The sequence below is a fragment of the Bacterioplanoides sp. genome (assembly GCF_965226395.1).
GTDB lineage: Bacteria > Pseudomonadota > Gammaproteobacteria > Pseudomonadales > Oceanobacteraceae > Bacterioplanoides.
The window spans coordinates 3,013,521-3,030,099 of sequence record NZ_OZ245358.1 but is presented as its reverse complement, the minus strand read 5'-3'; the positions used below and the strand labels follow the sequence as shown (position 1 = coordinate 3,030,099).

General features: G+C 47.4%; 13 protein-coding genes. 1 reads left to right on the top strand and 12 read right to left on the bottom strand.

Annotation, left to right across the window (positions count from 1 at the left end; genetic code table 11):
* Window position 1: 1 nt before the first annotated feature.
* The 12 genes from pyrF to gyrA all read right to left on the bottom strand — a co-directional run bounded on the left by pyrF (window position 2) and on the right by gyrA (window position 14,829).
* The gene (gene pyrF, locus ACO05E_RS13915) at window positions 2-703 is read right to left on the bottom strand and encodes an orotidine-5'-phosphate decarboxylase (protein ID WP_419813535.1); all 702 of its coding nucleotides are present in this window, start codon (window positions 701-703) and stop codon (window positions 2-4) included.
* Complete coding sequence (locus ACO05E_RS13910; protein WP_419813534.1) at window positions 700-1,878, bottom strand: hypothetical protein; 1,179 nt, start codon at window positions 1,876-1,878, stop codon at window positions 700-702. Before ACO05E_RS13910 ends, pyrF begins: the two co-directional genes overlap by 4 nt.
* 3 nt (window positions 1,879-1,881) lie before the next feature.
* Window positions 1,882-2,163, bottom strand: a complete 282-nt coding sequence (locus ACO05E_RS13905; protein WP_419813533.1) for a lipopolysaccharide assembly protein LapA domain-containing protein — start codon at window positions 2,161-2,163, stop codon at window positions 1,882-1,884.
* Window positions 2,164-2,190: 27 nt separating this feature from the next.
* Window positions 2,191-2,484 carry an integration host factor subunit beta gene (ihfB, locus tag ACO05E_RS13900; RefSeq protein ID WP_419813532.1) on the bottom strand — a complete coding sequence of 98 codons (294 nt, stop codon included), beginning with the start codon at window positions 2,482-2,484 and terminating at the stop codon, window positions 2,191-2,193.
* Window positions 2,485-2,656: 172 nt separating this feature from the next.
* Window positions 2,657-4,333 (bottom strand): 30S ribosomal protein S1, encoded by a 1,677-nt coding sequence (rpsA, locus tag ACO05E_RS13895; protein ID WP_419813686.1) that lies wholly within the window; start codon window positions 4,331-4,333, stop codon window positions 2,657-2,659.
* Between the two features lie 234 nt (window positions 4,334-4,567).
* Window positions 4,568-5,257 (bottom strand): (d)CMP kinase, encoded by a 690-nt coding sequence (cmk, locus tag ACO05E_RS13890; RefSeq protein WP_419813531.1) that lies wholly within the window; start codon window positions 5,255-5,257, stop codon window positions 4,568-4,570.
* A gap of 2 nt (window positions 5,258-5,259) precedes the next feature.
* Window positions 5,260-7,521 carry a bifunctional prephenate dehydrogenase/3-phosphoshikimate 1-carboxyvinyltransferase gene (locus tag ACO05E_RS13885; protein WP_419813530.1) on the bottom strand — a complete coding sequence of 754 codons (2,262 nt, stop codon included), beginning with the start codon at window positions 7,519-7,521 and terminating at the stop codon, window positions 5,260-5,262.
* A complete protein-coding gene (gene hisC, locus ACO05E_RS13880; protein WP_419813529.1) occupies window positions 7,522-8,655 on the bottom strand; it encodes a histidinol-phosphate transaminase in 1,134 nt (377 codons plus the stop codon).
* 21 nt (window positions 8,656-8,676) lie between these two features.
* The gene (gene pheA, locus ACO05E_RS13875) at window positions 8,677-9,789 is read right to left on the bottom strand and encodes a prephenate dehydratase (RefSeq protein WP_419813528.1); all 1,113 of its coding nucleotides are present in this window, start codon (window positions 9,787-9,789) and stop codon (window positions 8,677-8,679) included.
* 278 nt (window positions 9,790-10,067) lie between these two features.
* Entirely contained in the window at window positions 10,068-11,150 is a 1,083-nt protein-coding gene (gene serC / locus ACO05E_RS13870) for a 3-phosphoserine/phosphohydroxythreonine transaminase (RefSeq protein ID WP_419813527.1), read from the bottom strand.
* Window positions 11,151-11,163: 13 nt separating this feature from the next.
* Window positions 11,164-12,252, bottom strand: a complete 1,089-nt coding sequence (locus tag ACO05E_RS13865; protein ID WP_419813526.1) for a Wzz/FepE/Etk N-terminal domain-containing protein — start codon at window positions 12,250-12,252, stop codon at window positions 11,164-11,166.
* A 6-nt stretch (window positions 12,253-12,258) separates the two neighbouring features.
* Window positions 12,259-14,829: a DNA gyrase subunit A gene (gene gyrA / locus ACO05E_RS13860; RefSeq protein WP_419813525.1), complete on the bottom strand. Its 2,571-nt coding sequence runs from the start codon at window positions 14,827-14,829 to the stop codon at window positions 12,259-12,261.
* Between the two features lie 285 nt (window positions 14,830-15,114).
* Here gyrA and ACO05E_RS13855 point away from each other — a divergent pair, with 285 nt between their 5' ends.
* Complete coding sequence (locus ACO05E_RS13855; RefSeq protein WP_419813524.1) at window positions 15,115-16,437, top strand: TRZ/ATZ family hydrolase; 1,323 nt, start codon at window positions 15,115-15,117, stop codon at window positions 16,435-16,437.
* Window positions 16,438-16,579: the final 142 nt, after the last annotated feature.

The following is a 16,579-nucleotide window of genomic DNA, read 5'->3' as shown; positions in this document are numbered from 1 at the left end:
ATTAATTTCCAGCTAAGCTTTCCAGAATATTACTGCAAGCAACAGCAGGGCTTTCAGCCTGAGTGATCGGCCTGCCAATCACCATATAATCGACACCGGCCTTAAGCGCTTGCTCAGGGGTCAATACACGGCGCTGATCACCTTGGTCAGAACCAGCAGGACGAATCCCTGGAGTTACGGTTAGAAAATCCGCTGAGCAGTTATTCAGGATCAATTCGACTTCTTGTGCTGAACAAACAACACCATCAAGGCCGGAGCTTTCTGTTAACAAAGCCAACCGACGAACTTGCTCTTGTGGATCTAAGTTCAGGCCGATTTCAACTAAATCATTTTGTTCCATTGATGTCAGAACAGTGACACCAATCAGCAGAGGCTGATGAGTCTTCTTATCAATTTCGTTGCGAGCCGCTTCCATCATGCGACGACCACCGGAAGCATGCACGTTGACCATCCAGACGCCTAAATCAGCAGCAACACCAACCGCTTTCGCGCAAGTATTTGGAATATCATGGAACTTAAGGTCGAGAAATACATCAAAGTTCAAAGCATGTAATTCTTCAACAACAGCAGGCCCAGAAGCAGTGAATAATTCTTTACCGACTTTCACTCGACACAAAGCAGGGTCAAGCTGTTGCGCCATAGCGACAGCTTGTTCTTTGGTAGGGAAGTCCAGTGCAACTACCACCGGAGATTTTGTACTCATATATCCATCTTCGTATTAGCTGGCAACGAATGAAATGAATCAATGGTTGCCCAATCTTTGCAACTTGGGCAGCGCCAGTGAGACTCTTCAGCCTTAAAGCCACAGTTTTTGCAAATAAACTTCGGCTCATTTTCTACAATGCGGCGGAGAATATCATAGAGGGTAAATAACTGCGACTTATCCAACTGTTGTTTGTGCTGTACAACCATTTCTATTAACGCAAAAAAACCCGAGTTAGACGGTTGGTTTTTCAGCTCCGATAACAAAGCTGAAATCCCTGCTCCACCACCCTCCTGCTCAGCAAGCACCTGCACTTTCGCTACCAGCGCAGGGACGTAATGACTCTCCCCCCAGTGCATCCCCAAGTGTCGCAACAATCCTTCTGAATCATCAAGCGCCTTAAAGGCATCAATCATTTTCTCTAACAAACTGATCAATGCCTGAGAGTCAATCTCAACCGCCTTCAGATAACAACGGATCGCCTCATGATACTCCTGCTGGTCATAGGCCATATTACCGGAAACCACATAAGAACGAGCACATGCTGGGTCAATTTTTAACGCCTGACGACAAAGTTTTTGAGCTTCAAGGTAGTCTGCTGAACCAACCGCATTTTCAGCCAGCTCACATACCGCATGAGAAACACGTTTACTCAAATGAGGCGTCAACTGAAGCTTCTTAGTCGAATGCAACTGATAAATTTCTTGCCACTCCCCCTCTTCTTCATAGAGTTCAACCAAATGACGGGAAGCCAGTTCTTTAATTCGTCCTTTAGTGTCCAACAGCTCTAAATACAAACGCTCTGCCCGATCTAATAGACCCGCATGGGAGAAATCAATTGCCAACTCTAACTCAAGGGTTTGCAGGATATGTTTTGACAGGTCGGTTCGCGCAAAAAGTGATTGATGTAAATGAATCGCACGATCAACCTCACCTTTATCACGAAGGGTTTTACCCAGCTTAAGAAACAAGTCGACAGAGTCGTCATCTAACTGAGATAAGTTTAATAAACGCTCAAGAGATACATCGCCTGCTTGGGCCAGCAGGGCCTCAACACTAGGCAACCAGTTATCGGGGGTTTGTTTTTTTCCCTGTTTTGCAAAGCGGTAGCCTAACGTCCATCCAATAGCTACGCCTAGCAACAACAGCACATAGATCAGTGCAGAGTCCATCATGAATCAGCCAACTTTTTCGAGGCGCCGTTTCACCTCTTCAAGCTCCTTCTGCAGCTTGCGCAACCTGAGTTTCTGAGCAGCACCGGAAATACCACCAAGCAGCCAAACCGATAACACACCAACAGAGAAGACAAGCCCGCTCCATACAGCAATAGGAATTGTTACCTGAAAGCCTATCAGGAAATTAATCGTGACCTGATCCTTATTATGCGCCGCAAAAGCAACAGCATAACTGAGCAGTACCAAACAGATCAAAATGATGAATATTAACTTCAGTTGCTTCATTAAAAACATCGACCATTCAAAGTGGTATTACTCATCGTCCAGACTGTCATTAACCTGATCCCGCAATTCCTTACCCGGTTTGAAATGTGGAACAAACTTACCTTTGAGATCCACTGTTTCTCCGGTTTTCGGGTTTCGTCCTACTCGCGGCGCACGATAATGCAATGAAAAACTACCAAAACCACGAATTTCAATACGCTCACCGGAGGACAGTGTCTGAGACATGTGGTCCAGTAAGGTTTTTACCGCCAGCTCAACGTCCTTAGACGATAACTGAGGCTGTCGCGATACAATTTTCTCAATTAATTCAGATTTTGTCACAGTCATTCCCTCCTTGAGAACGTGCTTGTAGCGTTATCATGACAATAAACCTAGCTAAATCATGCAGTTAGGTGATTTCTTTTGCAACCCCATATGTTCAATTAATGATCAGTTTCTTCATTTGGGCATAAAAAAACCCGCCAAAAGGCGGGTTTTTCGGAAAGATGAACAATTACTTGTTCAGCTGTTCCTTGATCAGGTCACCAATGGTGGTAGGACCAGATACTTCAGCGTCAGCTTTAGCACGCTGCTCTTTCAGAGCCGCTTTATCAGCTGCATCGTCTTTCGCTTTAACAGACAGTGCCAGAGTACGGTTCTTACGATCAACAACAGTGATTACTGCTTCAACCTCGTCGCCTTCGTTCAGAACGTTACGTGCATCTTCAACACGGTCACGGCTAATGTCAGACGCTTTCAGTACCGCTTCAACACCTTCAGCCAGCTCAACGGTAGCTGCTTTAGCATCTACAGCAACAACCTTACCAGTTACCAGAGCGCCTTTGTCGTTTTCAGCAACGAACTCGGAGAATGGATCGCTTTCCAGCTGCTTAACACCCAGGGAGATACGCTCACGCTCTGGGTCGATAGACAGGATAACAGTTTCCAGCTCATCGCCTTTCTTATAGTTACGAACGGCATCTTCGCCGCTGTCGTTCCAAGAGATGTCAGACAGGTGAACCAGACCGTCGATACCACCGTCCAAACCAATGAAGATACCGAAGTCAGTGATAGATTTAATCTTACCGCTGATCTTGTCGCCTTTGTTGAACTTAGTACCGAACTCTTCCCATGGGTTCATGGTGCACTGCTTGATACCCAGAGAAATACGACGACGCTCTTCGTCGATATCCAGAACCATCACTTCTACTTCGTCGCCCAGTTGAACAACTTTGCTTGGGTGAATGTTCTTGTTAGTCCAATCCATTTCAGAAACGTGAACCAGACCTTCAACACCTTCTTCCAGCTCAGCGAAGCAGCCGTAATCAGTCAGGTTAGTAACGCGCGCTTTAACACGTGCGTTTTCTGGGTAACGCTCATTGATGTTAACCCATGGATCATCACCCAGTTGCTTCAGACCCAGAGATACGCGGTTACGCTCACGGTCGAACTTCAGAACTTTAACGTCAATTTCGTCACCAACAGCAACGATTTCGCTTGGGTGCTTGATACGCTTCCACGCCATGTCAGTGATGTGCAGCAGGCCGTCAACACCACCCAGATCTACGAATGCACCGTAGTCGGTCAGGTTCTTAACGATACCCTTAACAGACTGACCTTCTTGCAGGTTAGCCAGCAGCTCTTCACGCTCTTGAGAGTTAGCAGCTTCCAGAACAGCACGACGAGAAACAACAACGTTGTTACGCTTAGCGTCCAGCTTGATAACTTTGAATTCCAGCTCTTTGCCTTCCAGGTGCAGAGTGTCACGTACCGGACGCACGTCAACCAGAGAACCTGGCAGGAATGCACGGATGTTTTTCAGGTCAACAGTGAAGCCACCTTTAACCTTACCGTTGATAATACCGGTAATAACTTCATCCGCTTCGAATACTTTTTCCAGCTCTTTCCAGCTTTCAGCACGCTTAGCTTTTTCACGAGACAGTTTGGTCTCACCGAAGCCGTCTTCAACTGCTTCCAGAGAAACCTGAGTTTCGTCGCCGATAGCAACTTCTAACTCACCTTTTTCGTTCAGGAACTGGCTGCGAGGGATAACCGCTTCAGACTTCAGGCCAGAGTTTACTGTTACCCAGTCGCTGTCGATATCAACAACAGTACCAGTAACAATAGAACCAGGCTGCATATCCAGTTCTTTTAAGGATTCTTCAAATAGTTCAGCAAAGCTTTCACTCATGGTCATGATATATACCTATCTCGTTACGCGTGCTTCGAACTTGACCTTTGTTGATTAACGGTCAGGAAGCCGAAGTTAACGCTTGCCGAATAGCCAGTTATTCGGGGTTAGTTTTTATTTCAAAACAAAACGCTGTTGGGCCAGTCTTCAGCGATGTTTGCGCTTGTGACTGCACAGCCCACTGGCCAGTGTTTTATTTCAATCTCAGAGTATGCGTTAAATGCTCAACTATACTCAGGCCAACCCAGCTTTATTCACCAGATCCAGTACCTGATTGCAGACTTCTTCAATGGTCATAGAAGTACTGTCAATAACAGTGGCATCGTCGGCAGGCTTCAGGGGAGCCACAGCACGATTGCTGTCTCGCTCATCCCGGGCACGTATGTCTTCGATAAGGGCGGGCAAACTAGCATCAAAGCCCTTTTCAGTCAACTGTTTATAGCGACGCTGACCGCGCTCTTCGGCACTGGCCGTCAAAAAGACTTTTACCTGCGCCTGAGGAAATACCACGGTGCCCATATCACGACCATCAGCAATCACTCCTGGCAGAGTCTGAAAGTCACGTTGGCGCTGCAGTAATGCAATACGAACTTCTGGTAATGCCGCTACCTGAGATGCCAGACTGCCAACCTCTTCGGTACGGATCTGGTCAGTCACATCATCACCTTCCAGAATCACTTTGACACCTACCGGAGTCGGCTCGAAGCGCACATCCAGATTGACAGCAACTTCAGCAACAGCAGACTCATCATCCAGCCCCAAACCTTTGCGATCGGACGCCAGACCAGTAATGCGATACAAAGCACCACTATCTAACAGCTGCCAATTCAACTCCTGAGCTAAGCGAGCGCAAACAGTGCCTTTGCCGGCACCCGACGGACCATCAACTGTGATTACCGGAGCATCTGGATTTACAACAGCCACAACTACACCTCTTCCACTGTCAGATTCATACCAGCGCCATTAGCCAGCTCAACAAAGTTCGGGAATGACGTTGCCACATTGGCACAATCCAGAATATTGATCGGTGCGTCGCTGCCACGCAGAGAAGCAATCGCAAAGCTCATGGCAATACGGTGATCGTGATGAGTCACGATCTCTCCATCACCAAAGCTGCCATCAGAGCCGAAGCCCTGAATGATTGCACCATCTTCAGTGCCTTTTGCATCCACACCCAGAGTCACTAAGCCATCGACCATGGCCTGAATACGATCGCTTTCTTTAACTCGCAATTCTTCTGCACCCGTCAGAACGGTTTCACCTTCCGCACACGCAGCAGCAATAAACAATGCTGGGAATTCATCAATCGCCAGCGGCACCTGATCTTCCGGAATATGAATACCTTTTAACTGAGCGCTCTGAATACGAATATCCGCCACCGGCTCACCGCCGACTTCACGCTCATTTAACACTTCTAGGTTGCCACCCATAGCCTTCAGAATATTGATCACACCAATACGGGTTGGGTTAATACCCACATGCTCTAATGTAATGTCGGAACCCGGCATAATGCTCGCCGCTACCATAAAGAAAGCAGCCGATGAAATATCAGACGGCACATCAATATTTGTTGCCGTTAACTCACCACCGGATTTTAAAGAAACCGTTGAACCATTCACCTGAACATCATAACCAAAACCTTTTAACATGCGCTCGGTATGGTCTCGAGTTGGCGCTGGCTCAGTCACCGAGGTTTCACCCTCGGCATACAGGCCCGCCAGCAGCACGCAGCTTTTTACCTGAGCGCTGGCCATAGGCAGATCGTAATGAATACCTTTCAGAGACGAACCATTTTCGCTCAGCTCACTGCCTTTAATGACAAGAGGAGGCCGACCATTTTCAGCGGTTTCTACCACGGCACCCATTGCTTTTAATGGATTAGCCACACGCCCCATTGGTCGCTTAGACAGTGATTCATCACCACTCATTTCAACATCAAACTTCTGACCTGCCATCAGGCCTGACAACAGACGAATGGTGGTTCCAGAATTGCCAACATATAACGCATTGGGTGGTGCCTGTAAGCCATGTAAACCCACACCATGAATGGTCACCCGACCACGATGTGGCCCTTCAATGACCACACCCATATCACGGAAGGCTTGCAGAGTCGCCAAAGCATCCTCACCCTCGAGGAAACCAGTCACCTCGGTAGTGCCGTTAGCCAGCGAGCCCAACATAATAGAGCGGTGAGAAATGGATTTGTCCCCCGGCACTCGGAAGCTGCCAGATAATGCCTTACCCGGAAGGGCACGGTAAGTAATAGATGTCGCTTTCATAGGTTCCACATAGGCCCTGCGGGCGAGAATTTTTGAAAAATGGTCACGCGCAACCTTAGCCCGGGTCAGAACCCCCATAACCTGAGTGGTATCATCTTCCTCGATGGCCTGGCGCAAAAATTTGAGGTCGTGCTGAAATAAATCCAGCGTTTTTAAAATCTGATCTTTATTGGCGGAAAAAATATCACGCCACATCACCGGGCTACTTGCTGCAATGCGGGTAAAGTCGCGAAAGCCGCCGGCCGCATAATTAAAGATTTCTTTATTTTCATGACTGTTCGCCAGCGTATCAGTCAGCGAATAAGCCAATAAATGAGGCAAATGACTGGTTGCAGCCAGCACTTCATCATGGTGTTCCACTGTCATATATTCAACATCAGCACCCACCACACACCAGGCATTACGCACCAATGCTAGCGCCTGAGGAGAGGTATGATTTTCCGGTGTAATAATCACTTTATGATTGAGGTACAGGTATTCATCCGCAGCAGTCACGCCACTGCGCTCAGAGCCAGCGATCGGATGGCCAAGAACAAAACGATTAAAATCAGCCCCAAAGATTTTTGCAGCTGAATTTGCAACCGAACCCTTAACCGACCCCACATCGGTTAATACGGTATTTTCACCAATGGCTGGTGCAATGGATTCCAACACGGAATCAATCGCCAGAATAGGCACTGACACCACCACCAGATCGGCATCACGCACAACCTGCTGAATATCCTTATCGTAGGAATCAATGATGCCGTGCTCCTGAGCCAGCTGCATTGAGTCCAGATTGCGATCATAACCAGACACCTGCTGAACACAGCCACGCAATCGCAAGCCTTTAACCCAGGAGCAACCAATCAGGCCCAGGCCAATAACTGCAATTTTGTTAATGTGAAAGTCTGTAGCGGCTTTATTCAATTAATCACCTGATTCACCTAATTGAGCCAACACTTTTTCTAAAGCAGCAATAAAGGCCTGATTTTCTTTTTCAACACCGATCGAAACGCGTAGATATTCCGGCATTTCATAGTTAGCTACCGGGCGAACAATCACCCCCTCTTGCAGAAGGCCGCTATTCACCGCCATAGCATTAATACCTGCAGGCATTTTCACACTGATAAAGTTACCCACTGACAGAATAAAATCGAGACCGAGCCGGTTAAATTCATTCTCAAGGTAAGCCATGCCGCTATTATTCACGGCGATGCTTTTGGCAACGTACTCTTCATCCAACATGGCAGCTTTTGCAGCAGCCAGTGCAAAGGAATTCACATTAAACGGTGGACGCACGCGATTCAGTAAGTCAGCAATTTCCGGGCTGGATACACCATAACCCACACGCATTGACGCTAATCCATACGCTTTAGAAAAAGTGCGGGTCACCACCAGATTTGGATACTGATTTAACAGTGCCAATCCATTCGGATAGTCATTCTCATCAACATACTCAAAGTACGCCTCATCGAGCAATACCAGAACACGCTCAGGTACTTTATCCAGAAACGCAATCAGTTCGTCTTTTTTAATCCAGGTACCGGTAGGGTTATTAGGATTAGTGACAAACACGATACGGGTTTTATCGTTAATAGCTGCCAGCATGGCGTCCAGGTCGTGGGCAAAATTCTTTGCCGGAGCAGCAATGGTTTCTGCACCTACCATTTTTGCGACCAAACCATAGATGGCAAACGCATGCTGCGAAACAACCACATTATCGCCATCATTCACAAACACACGGGTGATGAAATCCAAAATATCGGACGAACCATTACCCAGTGTGATTTGCTCTGGCTGGATATTCAGCTTTTCACATAAAACTTTTTTCAGGTCAAAACCAGCACCATCTGGGTAACGGGTTAATTCTTGCAACTCACCCTGAATTGCCGCCAGCGCCTTAGGACTAGGACCGACCGGATTTTCGTTACTGGCTAATTTAACGATGTCTTTTTCGTTTAAACCTAATTCACGCGCCAGTTCATCAATTGGCTTACCCGGCTGATATGGGCGCAAACCCTGAACACCGTCAACCGCCTGGCTTTTGTAATCTGTAGTCATAATTTAAAGCACCGCTTCTATTTAGAGTACCGCTTTGGGGTAAGACCCCAGACATTTAAAATCAACAGAAATATTGCGCAGGTTTTCCAACACTGGCGCAATATGAGCGTCGTCAGCATGGCCCTCAAAATCAATAAAGAACACGTAATTCCAGGTACCGGATTCAGAAGGTCGACTCTCAATACGGGTCATACTGATACCCGCCTGATGGAATGGCTCAAGCACCTGATATAAAGCGCCTGGCTGGTTGCGACTGGATACAAGAATCGAGGTTTTGTCTTCACCAGAAGCCATGGTTTTTTGCGGACCAATAATCAGGAAACGCGTGGTGTTATCCGGACGATCTTCGATCTTGGCATTTTTCATCACCAGATCGTATAGCTCAGCCGCAGCCTCTGAAGCAATTGCCGCCGCACCTTCTTCCTGCGCAGCGCGCCTTGCCGCTTCGGCGTTGGAGCTCACCGGAATGCGCTCTACGTTTGGATAATTCTGATCCAACCATAAACGGCATTGACCCAGCGACTGGGCGTGGGAATAAATCCGTTGAATATTCTGCTCTACTTCACTTTCTTTAACTAAAAGGTGGTGATGTATACGCAAAGCGACTTCACCACAAATATTCAGGTTCGAGTGAACAAAGGTGTCTAAGGTGTGTGTAACAACACCTTCAGTAGAATTTTCTACCGGCACCACACCGTAATTGGCATTACCGCTTTCAACTTCACGAAACACATCAGCAATAGAAACCTGCCCCGCAGTTTGCACCGCGTGGCCAAAGTGCTTCACCGCCGCTTGCTGAGTAAAAGTGCCTTCAGGACCAAGGTAAGCAACATTTAATGGCTCTTCCAATGCCAGGCACTGAGACATGATCTCACGAAATAAACGCGCCATAGATTCATCGGCCAATGGGCCTTCGTTGCGATCCATCACCTTGCGCAACACCTGAGCTTCGCGTTCAGGGCGGTAAAACACCACATGCTCTCCAGGAGCTGCGTATTTTTGCTTCACCTCAGCGACTTCCTGAGCGCAGCGAGCGCGCTCATTTATCAGCTTGTGGATTTCTTTATCCAGGCTATCGATTTTATTTCGTAAAATCTCAAGTTCCTGCGCTTCACCTATGGCCGTTTCGCTCATGCGGTTACAAACCCCCATTGAAGCGAAAAGTGGGCTATTTTTCAGAACAGCAACAGGGATGTTGCGTGCTCATCGCAGGATGCAGGGACGCTCCTTGCGATGTGTGTGCCGAAAGATAGCCGACTTTCCGCCGGTAATTATCAGATAAACAATCAAGAGCCAGATACTTTTTCAGCCGCCGCATAGATAGGCCATCCCTGGCCTTCTATGCTACCGCGACATCCTGTCGCTGCTATTGAAAAAGTATCTGACTCTCGATTTGAATTATTACTAAAAAACTATGAGTTCTTCTCAGCAAACTCAGCCATAAATTCAATTAACGCATCAACACCAGCTTCCGGCACTGCGTTATAAATACTGGCGCGCATACCACCCACACTGCGGTGACCCGCCAGATTTAATAAACCAGCGGCTTCACTTTCTGCCAGAAAGGTTTTATCCAGCGCATCATCTTTCAGCGTGAATGGCACATTCATGATTGAGCGATTGTTTTTAGCAACCGGATTGGCGTAGAAACCACTACCATCAATGTAATCGTACAGCTTCTTAGCTTTACGCTGATTAATTTCAGCCATGGCAGCAACGCCACCCTGCTCTTTTAACCATTCAAATACTAAGCCAGCCAGATACCAGCTGTAGCTTGGCGGCGTGTTGTACATAGAAGCATTATCAGCAGCCACCTTGTAACTAAACATGGTTGGCGTACCGTCAATCGCTTCGCCTAGTAAATCTTCGCGGATAATAACGACACACAAACCTGCAGGACCGATGTTTTTCTGCGCACCGGCGTAAATCATGCCGAATTTAGAAACATCCACTTCTTCCGACAAAATGGAAGAGGAAAAATCCGCCACCAACGGTACATCGCCAGTTTCAGGGATGTAATCGAACTTCACACCACCAATGGTTTCATTCGGACAGTAATGAACATAAGCTGCATCAGCGGATAAATTCAGCTCATTTTGCGCTGGTGCCGAACAGAAACCACTACCTTCAGCTGTGGCGGCGATATTGACGTCGCAATAACGCTTCGCTTCCGCAATCGCTTTTTTAGACCACTGACCAGTGTTGATATAGTCAGCTTTCGACTTGCCACGTAGCAGATTCATCGGAATCATCGCGAACTGGCTGCTGGCACCACCCTGCATAAACAGAACCTTGTAGTTGCCCGGAATCTGCATTAAATCACGCAGATCCTGCTCGGCTTTTTCCGCAACCGAAACAAACTCTTTACTACGGTGGCTCATTTCCATAATGGATAAGCCCTTGCCGTGCCAATCCGCCATTTCCTGCTGAGCGCGCTCTAAAACTGTCGTTGGCAGAGCTGCCGGGCCGGCACAAAAATTAAATGCTCGTGTCATGTTATATCCAGACTTAAGATAATTTACGTTCTTTAATTAGCTTTTTACGTTCACGACGGCGAACGTTAGCTGCGGCAATCAGAGCAAACATCGAGCCCGCCATGAGACCGGCTACCACACCCAATGCAATAATTAACTTTTTACGAGGTTTAATAGGTGACAGAGGTACAACTGCTTTCTGATCATAAACAACAAAAACTACTTGACCCCAACGAATTTCAGCACTTTCCACCACTTGCATTTTTCTTAATAATTCAGACAGCCCACCAATATAACTATCATCTAATTCAGATGGGCGATCTTTTAAAAGCTTAAGCTCAGCTCTTAGCGCATTCTCACCCATCATAAATAGTGGAGGCAGAGAACCAACTGACACACGGTCACCACGATATAAAGGGCTTTTCTGGCCAATTGACTCAGCGACACCTGCCGCATCGGCTAACTGAAGAATACGACGCTCTTTATCAGCATGATACTGTGAACGTAAGTCATCGACTTGAATTTGCCAGTCAGCCAATTTGGTGGCAGTGAGCAAAGCAACATCATTCTGAATTTTATATTGATACCGAGCTTGAACAAACTCCGCGAACTTATTTAAAACCTGAGCAGATAGCTCTGCATCAGCCAACTCAAACTGAACCTTCAAAAATAAATCTGAATCTTTATTACCTGGATCAGAGTGGCTAAAACGTTCAACAAATAATTTAAGATTTTGTTCTTGTGATAATTGATCGTTGTAAATCAACTGCATCAGTGCTTTATTACCTTCCTGCTGCAAAAGTGAATAAAAGTCACTAATAACAGAAGCTGATAAAAATGATGCACGAATGCTCTTAAATGTTTTATTGGCAGTAAGAAAGTTATTCCCAAGCACATTTTTAAGTGCTGGTTGATTCACCTCTAAAAAAGCCACATCATCCGCTTCCTTAACAACAAGCTCAGTTTTATACACCGGCGTTGCGATAAAGGCATAAACCAAAGCTAAAGCAACCGTCAATGCAACCGTACCCGCAATCCAATACCATTTATCCTTAAGATCATCAATCAAATCAAATAAATCGATTTCATTATTACGTTCGTTTTGGTTATTCGTTACTTCCATTGCCACTTATCCCTCAATCACTTCTTCACTTTCCGACTCATCTTCGTCAGCATCACAAATGCGCTCAACACCCACCAGTTTCTCTTTGTCAGACACTTTAATCAGAGTCACACCCTGAGTATTACGACCTAATTGAGAGACTTCGCTAACGCGGGTACGAACCAGTGTGCCTTGGTCAGATACCAGCATCACTTCATCGTTTTCAAACACCTGAACGGCACCAACCAAGGCACCATTACGCTCACTGGTCACCATGGCGATTACACCCTGGGTACCACGGCCTTTGGTTGGGAATTCAGTCACTGCCGTGCGTTTACCAAAACCACGCTCAGATGCCGTTAGAATCGTGCCGCCTTCTTCCGGAATAATCAGAGAGATCACATTCTGATCATCGGCCAGCTTGATACCACGCACACCGCGCGCGGTACGGCCCATTGGACGAACAGCTTCTTCGCTGAAACGTACGGCCTTACCAGCATCTGACATCATCAGAATATCTTTACTGCCATCGGTAATCGCAACGCCTACCAGATGATCACCATCATCCAGCTCACATGCGATCAGACCGGTAGAACGAGGGCGGGAGAACTGATCCAGAGAGGTTTTCTTAACCGTGCCTTTCTGCGTTGCCATAAACACATAACGGTCTGCGCTGTATTCATCAACCGGCAGAATCGCGGTAATACGCTCGCCTTCTTCAGATAAATTCAGTACGTTAACAATCGGACGACCTTTGGCGTTACGTCCCGCTTGCGGAATATCGTAAACGGTTAACCAATAGACTTTACCGGCATCGGTGAAACACAACACGGTATCGTGGCTGTTCACCACCAATAAATGTTCAACAAAATCTTCGTCTTTTACCGACGTCGCCGATTTACCTTTACCACCGCGGCGTTGCGCTTGGTAAGTATCCATCGGCTGAGTTTTGGCGTAACCGCCGTGAGACAGGGTCAGAACCAGATCTTCTTCCGGAATCAGATCCGCCATGGTCAGATCACGTTTTTGCGCGATAATTTCGGTACGACGCTCATCGCCGTATTCTTCACGAATTGCTTCTAATTCTTCACGAATAACCTGCATCAGGCGATCAGCGCTGCCCAGAATCTCCAGATATTCAGCGATTTCTGTCAGTTTCACCTGATACTCTTCGATCAGTTTTTCGTGCTCAAGGCCGGTCAGTTTTTGCAGTCGCAAATCCAGAATCGCTTGCGCCTGAACCGGAGACAAATAATAACGACCATCACGGAAACCATATTGCTCAGGAAGATCATCCGGACGACAAGCATCTTCACCGGCACGCGCCAGCATGTCGGATACATCACCTGGTTCCCAGGCAGTGTTAATCAAAGCTTCTTTAGCTTCGGCTGCTGTTGGAGAGCGCTTGATTAATTCGATCACCGGATCGATATTCGCCAGTGCCAGCGCCAGACCTTCGAGAATATGACCACGCTCACGCGCTTTACGCAGCTCATAAATAGTACGACGTGTCACCACTTCGCGACGATGCTTAACAAAGGCATCTAATAATTGCTTCAGGTTCAGCGTACGTGGCTGACCATCCACCAGCGCAACGGTATTAATACCAAATACCGTTTGCAGCTGAGTTTGGGCAAACAGGTTATTCAGCACCACCTCGGGCATTTCGCCACGGCGCAGCTCCACCACAATGCGCATACCGTCTTTATCCGACTCATCGCGCAGCTCAGTAATGCCTTCGATTTTTTTGTCTTTCACCAGCTCAGCGATTTTTTCAACCACCCGGGCTTTGTTCACCATATAAGGGATTTCGGTGAAGATAATCGAAACCTTGTCGTTCTTTTCGTTTTCTTCAAAATGATGCTTGGCACGCATATAAATGCGGCCACGGCCAGTGCGGTAGGCTTCAACAATGCCATCACGACCGTTAATAAAGGCACCGGTTGGGAAATCCGGGCCAGGGATATATTCCATCAGGCCATCAACATCCAGCTCAGGATTGTCGATTAACGCCAGCGTACCGTTTAATACTTCAGTGATATTATGCGGCGGAATATTAGTCGCCATACCTACGGCAATACCGGAAGAGCCGTTGACTAACAGGTTCGGAATACGGGTCGGTAACACTTCCGGAATCTGTTCAGTACCATCGTAGTTCGGCACCCAATCAACGGTTTCTTTATCGATATCACCCAACATACTATGGCTGATTTTTGCCATACGTACTTCGGTGTAACGCATCGCTGCCGGGGAGTCGCCATCAATCGAACCAAAGTTACCCTGACCATCCACCATCATATAGCGCATGGAGAAGTCCTGAGCCATACGTACAATGGTGTCGTATACCGCAGAGTCACCATGTGGGTGGTATTTACCAATCACGTCACCAACCACACGGGCCGATTTTTTGTATGGCTTATTCCAGTCATTGCCCAGTACATTCATGGCATGTAACACACGACGGTGCACCGGCTTTAAACCGTCACGCACGTCTGGCAAGGCACGGCCAACAATTACGCTCATAGCATAATCAAGGTACGACTGCTGCAGTTCGTCCTCGATGTTAATTGGCAGTACTTCTTTGGCTAACTCACCCATAGATATCCGACCTGTTCCTTTTTAAAGGGGTAACGCTCTGTTTGAACGTCAAATACAAAGCATCGGAGCATATCACAACTGACAGCCAAAAACCGAAGAAAAACAAGGAAATACCCGCTGAGAGCTCCTGTATCGCGTTCTCAGCGATTTTTGCTTCTAGAGGCCAACCCAAATTGATCAAAAAACAGACAAAAACTCTTTCACCCTACAGCCACAACAAGCCCTGAGAGATTGGCAAAAATCGGATATACTCTCGCCACGTTTATTAGCCCGGAATCCGGAATCATGCAGGCAGACCTTCAAATCAACGCCCGCTGGGTAGCACCACTCAGCACGACTCATGATCGTACCTTGCTGCACAACCAAGCGGTATTTGTGAAAGACGGAAAAATTCTTGCGATTCAGGATCAACAAGCCACCAGCCATGAAGCCGATCAGGTTGTTGAACTCAACGACCATATTCTGCTGCCGGGTTATATTAATGCGCACGGCCATGCGGCGATGTCATTGTTTCGCGGTCTGGCAGACGACCTGCCTTTAATGACCTGGCTGAACGACCATATCTGGCCTGCCGAAGGCAAATGGGTAAACAGTGATTTTGTTCTCGATGGCACACGTCTGGCCATCGCAGAAATGCTGAAATGTGGCACCACAACCTACTCGGATATGTATTTTTATCCACAACAAGGGGCTCAGGCTGCTCTTGAATCCGGCATTCGTAATGTCAGCTTTACACCAATTCTGGATTTTCCAACCAACTTCGCCCAGAACGCTGACGATTATATTGCCAAGTCCGTTGCTGCACATAAACACTTTCACAACCAGCCACGCATCACAATTGGCCTGGGGCCACACGCGCCTTATACGGTTTCCGATGCCCCTTTAAAAGAGATCACAACCCTCGCCGATCAGCTGGATACCCCGGTACAGATTCATTTGCACGAAACCGCTTTTGAAGTCGCCCAAAGCCTTGAAGAGAAAGGTAAACGCCCCACTCAGCGCTTAGCCGATTTAGGATTCTTAACCGAGCGTGTCAGTTGTGTGCATATGACGCAGATTTCGGATGAGGATATTCAGATTCTGCAGCAAACCGGCGCTTCCGTTGTGCATTGCCCGGAATCCAACTTAAAACTGGCCAGTGGTTTTTGCCCAACCGCCAAACTGCTGAGCAACGGCATTAATTTAGGTTTGGGCACCGATGGTGCCGCCAGCAATAACGATTTAAATATTCAGGGCGAAATGAAAACCGCCGCCATGTTGGCCAAAGCCGTCGCCGAAGATGCAGCAGCCCTGCCCGCCTGGCAGGCTTTGGAAATGGCCACCATTGGCAGCGCCAAATCTCTGGGCATTGATGATCAGGTTGGCTCACTGGATATTGGTAAATGGGCTGATATGCAAGCAGTGAATTTATCGCAACTGGGTCAGAGCCCACTGTACGATCCGATTTCACAACTGGTGTATACAGATTCCAGCCGTGCCACCGAATATGTTTGGGTTGAAGGCAAGGCCTTGTTAGAAAAAGGCCAGTTAAGTGAAGCCAGTGGCCTGGATGAAGAACAGTTAATTGCCAATGCGGTGCAGTGGCAGAAGAAAATTTCGCAAAATTAATTTTTAGGAACCGCAAGCAGAATCAGCACACATTATTTTTCAGCCGCCGGATCGAACAGCACATCCCTGTGCTGGCGATCCTATCGCCACATCCTGTGGCTGCTTTGAAAAACAATCTGAACTGACACTACTTGCTGGTCAG

What these genes read in the sequence shown, in the direction of transcription:
- ACO05E_RS13905 (WP_419813533.1), bottom strand. Translation starts at nt 2,163, where the DNA reads ATGAAGCAACTGAAGTTAATATTCATCATTTTGATCTGTTTGGTACTG.
- hisC (WP_419813529.1), bottom strand. Translation starts at nt 8,655, where the DNA reads ATGACTACAGATTACAAAAGCCAGGCGGTTGACGGTGTTCAGGGTTTG.
- rpsA (WP_419813686.1), bottom strand. Translation starts at nt 4,333, where the DNA reads ATGAGTGAAAGCTTTGCTGAACTATTTGAAGAATCCTTAAAAGAACTG.
- ACO05E_RS13855 (WP_419813524.1), top strand. Translation starts at nt 15,115, where the DNA reads ATGCAGGCAGACCTTCAAATCAACGCCCGCTGGGTAGCACCACTCAGC.
- ACO05E_RS13865 (WP_419813526.1), bottom strand. Translation starts at nt 12,252, where the DNA reads ATGGAAGTAACGAATAACCAAAACGAACGTAATAATGAAATCGATTTA.
- gyrA (WP_419813525.1), bottom strand. Translation starts at nt 14,829, where the DNA reads ATGGGTGAGTTAGCCAAAGAAGTACTGCCAATTAACATCGAGGACGAA.
- ACO05E_RS13910 (WP_419813534.1), bottom strand. Translation starts at nt 1,878, where the DNA reads ATGATGGACTCTGCACTGATCTATGTGCTGTTGTTGCTAGGCGTAGCT.
- pyrF (WP_419813535.1), bottom strand. Translation starts at nt 703, where the DNA reads ATGAGTACAAAATCTCCGGTGGTAGTTGCACTGGACTTCCCTACCAAA.
- serC (WP_419813527.1), bottom strand. Translation starts at nt 11,150, where the DNA reads ATGACACGAGCATTTAATTTTTGTGCCGGCCCGGCAGCTCTGCCAACG.
- pheA (WP_419813528.1), bottom strand. Translation starts at nt 9,789, where the DNA reads ATGAGCGAAACGGCCATAGGTGAAGCGCAGGAACTTGAGATTTTACGA.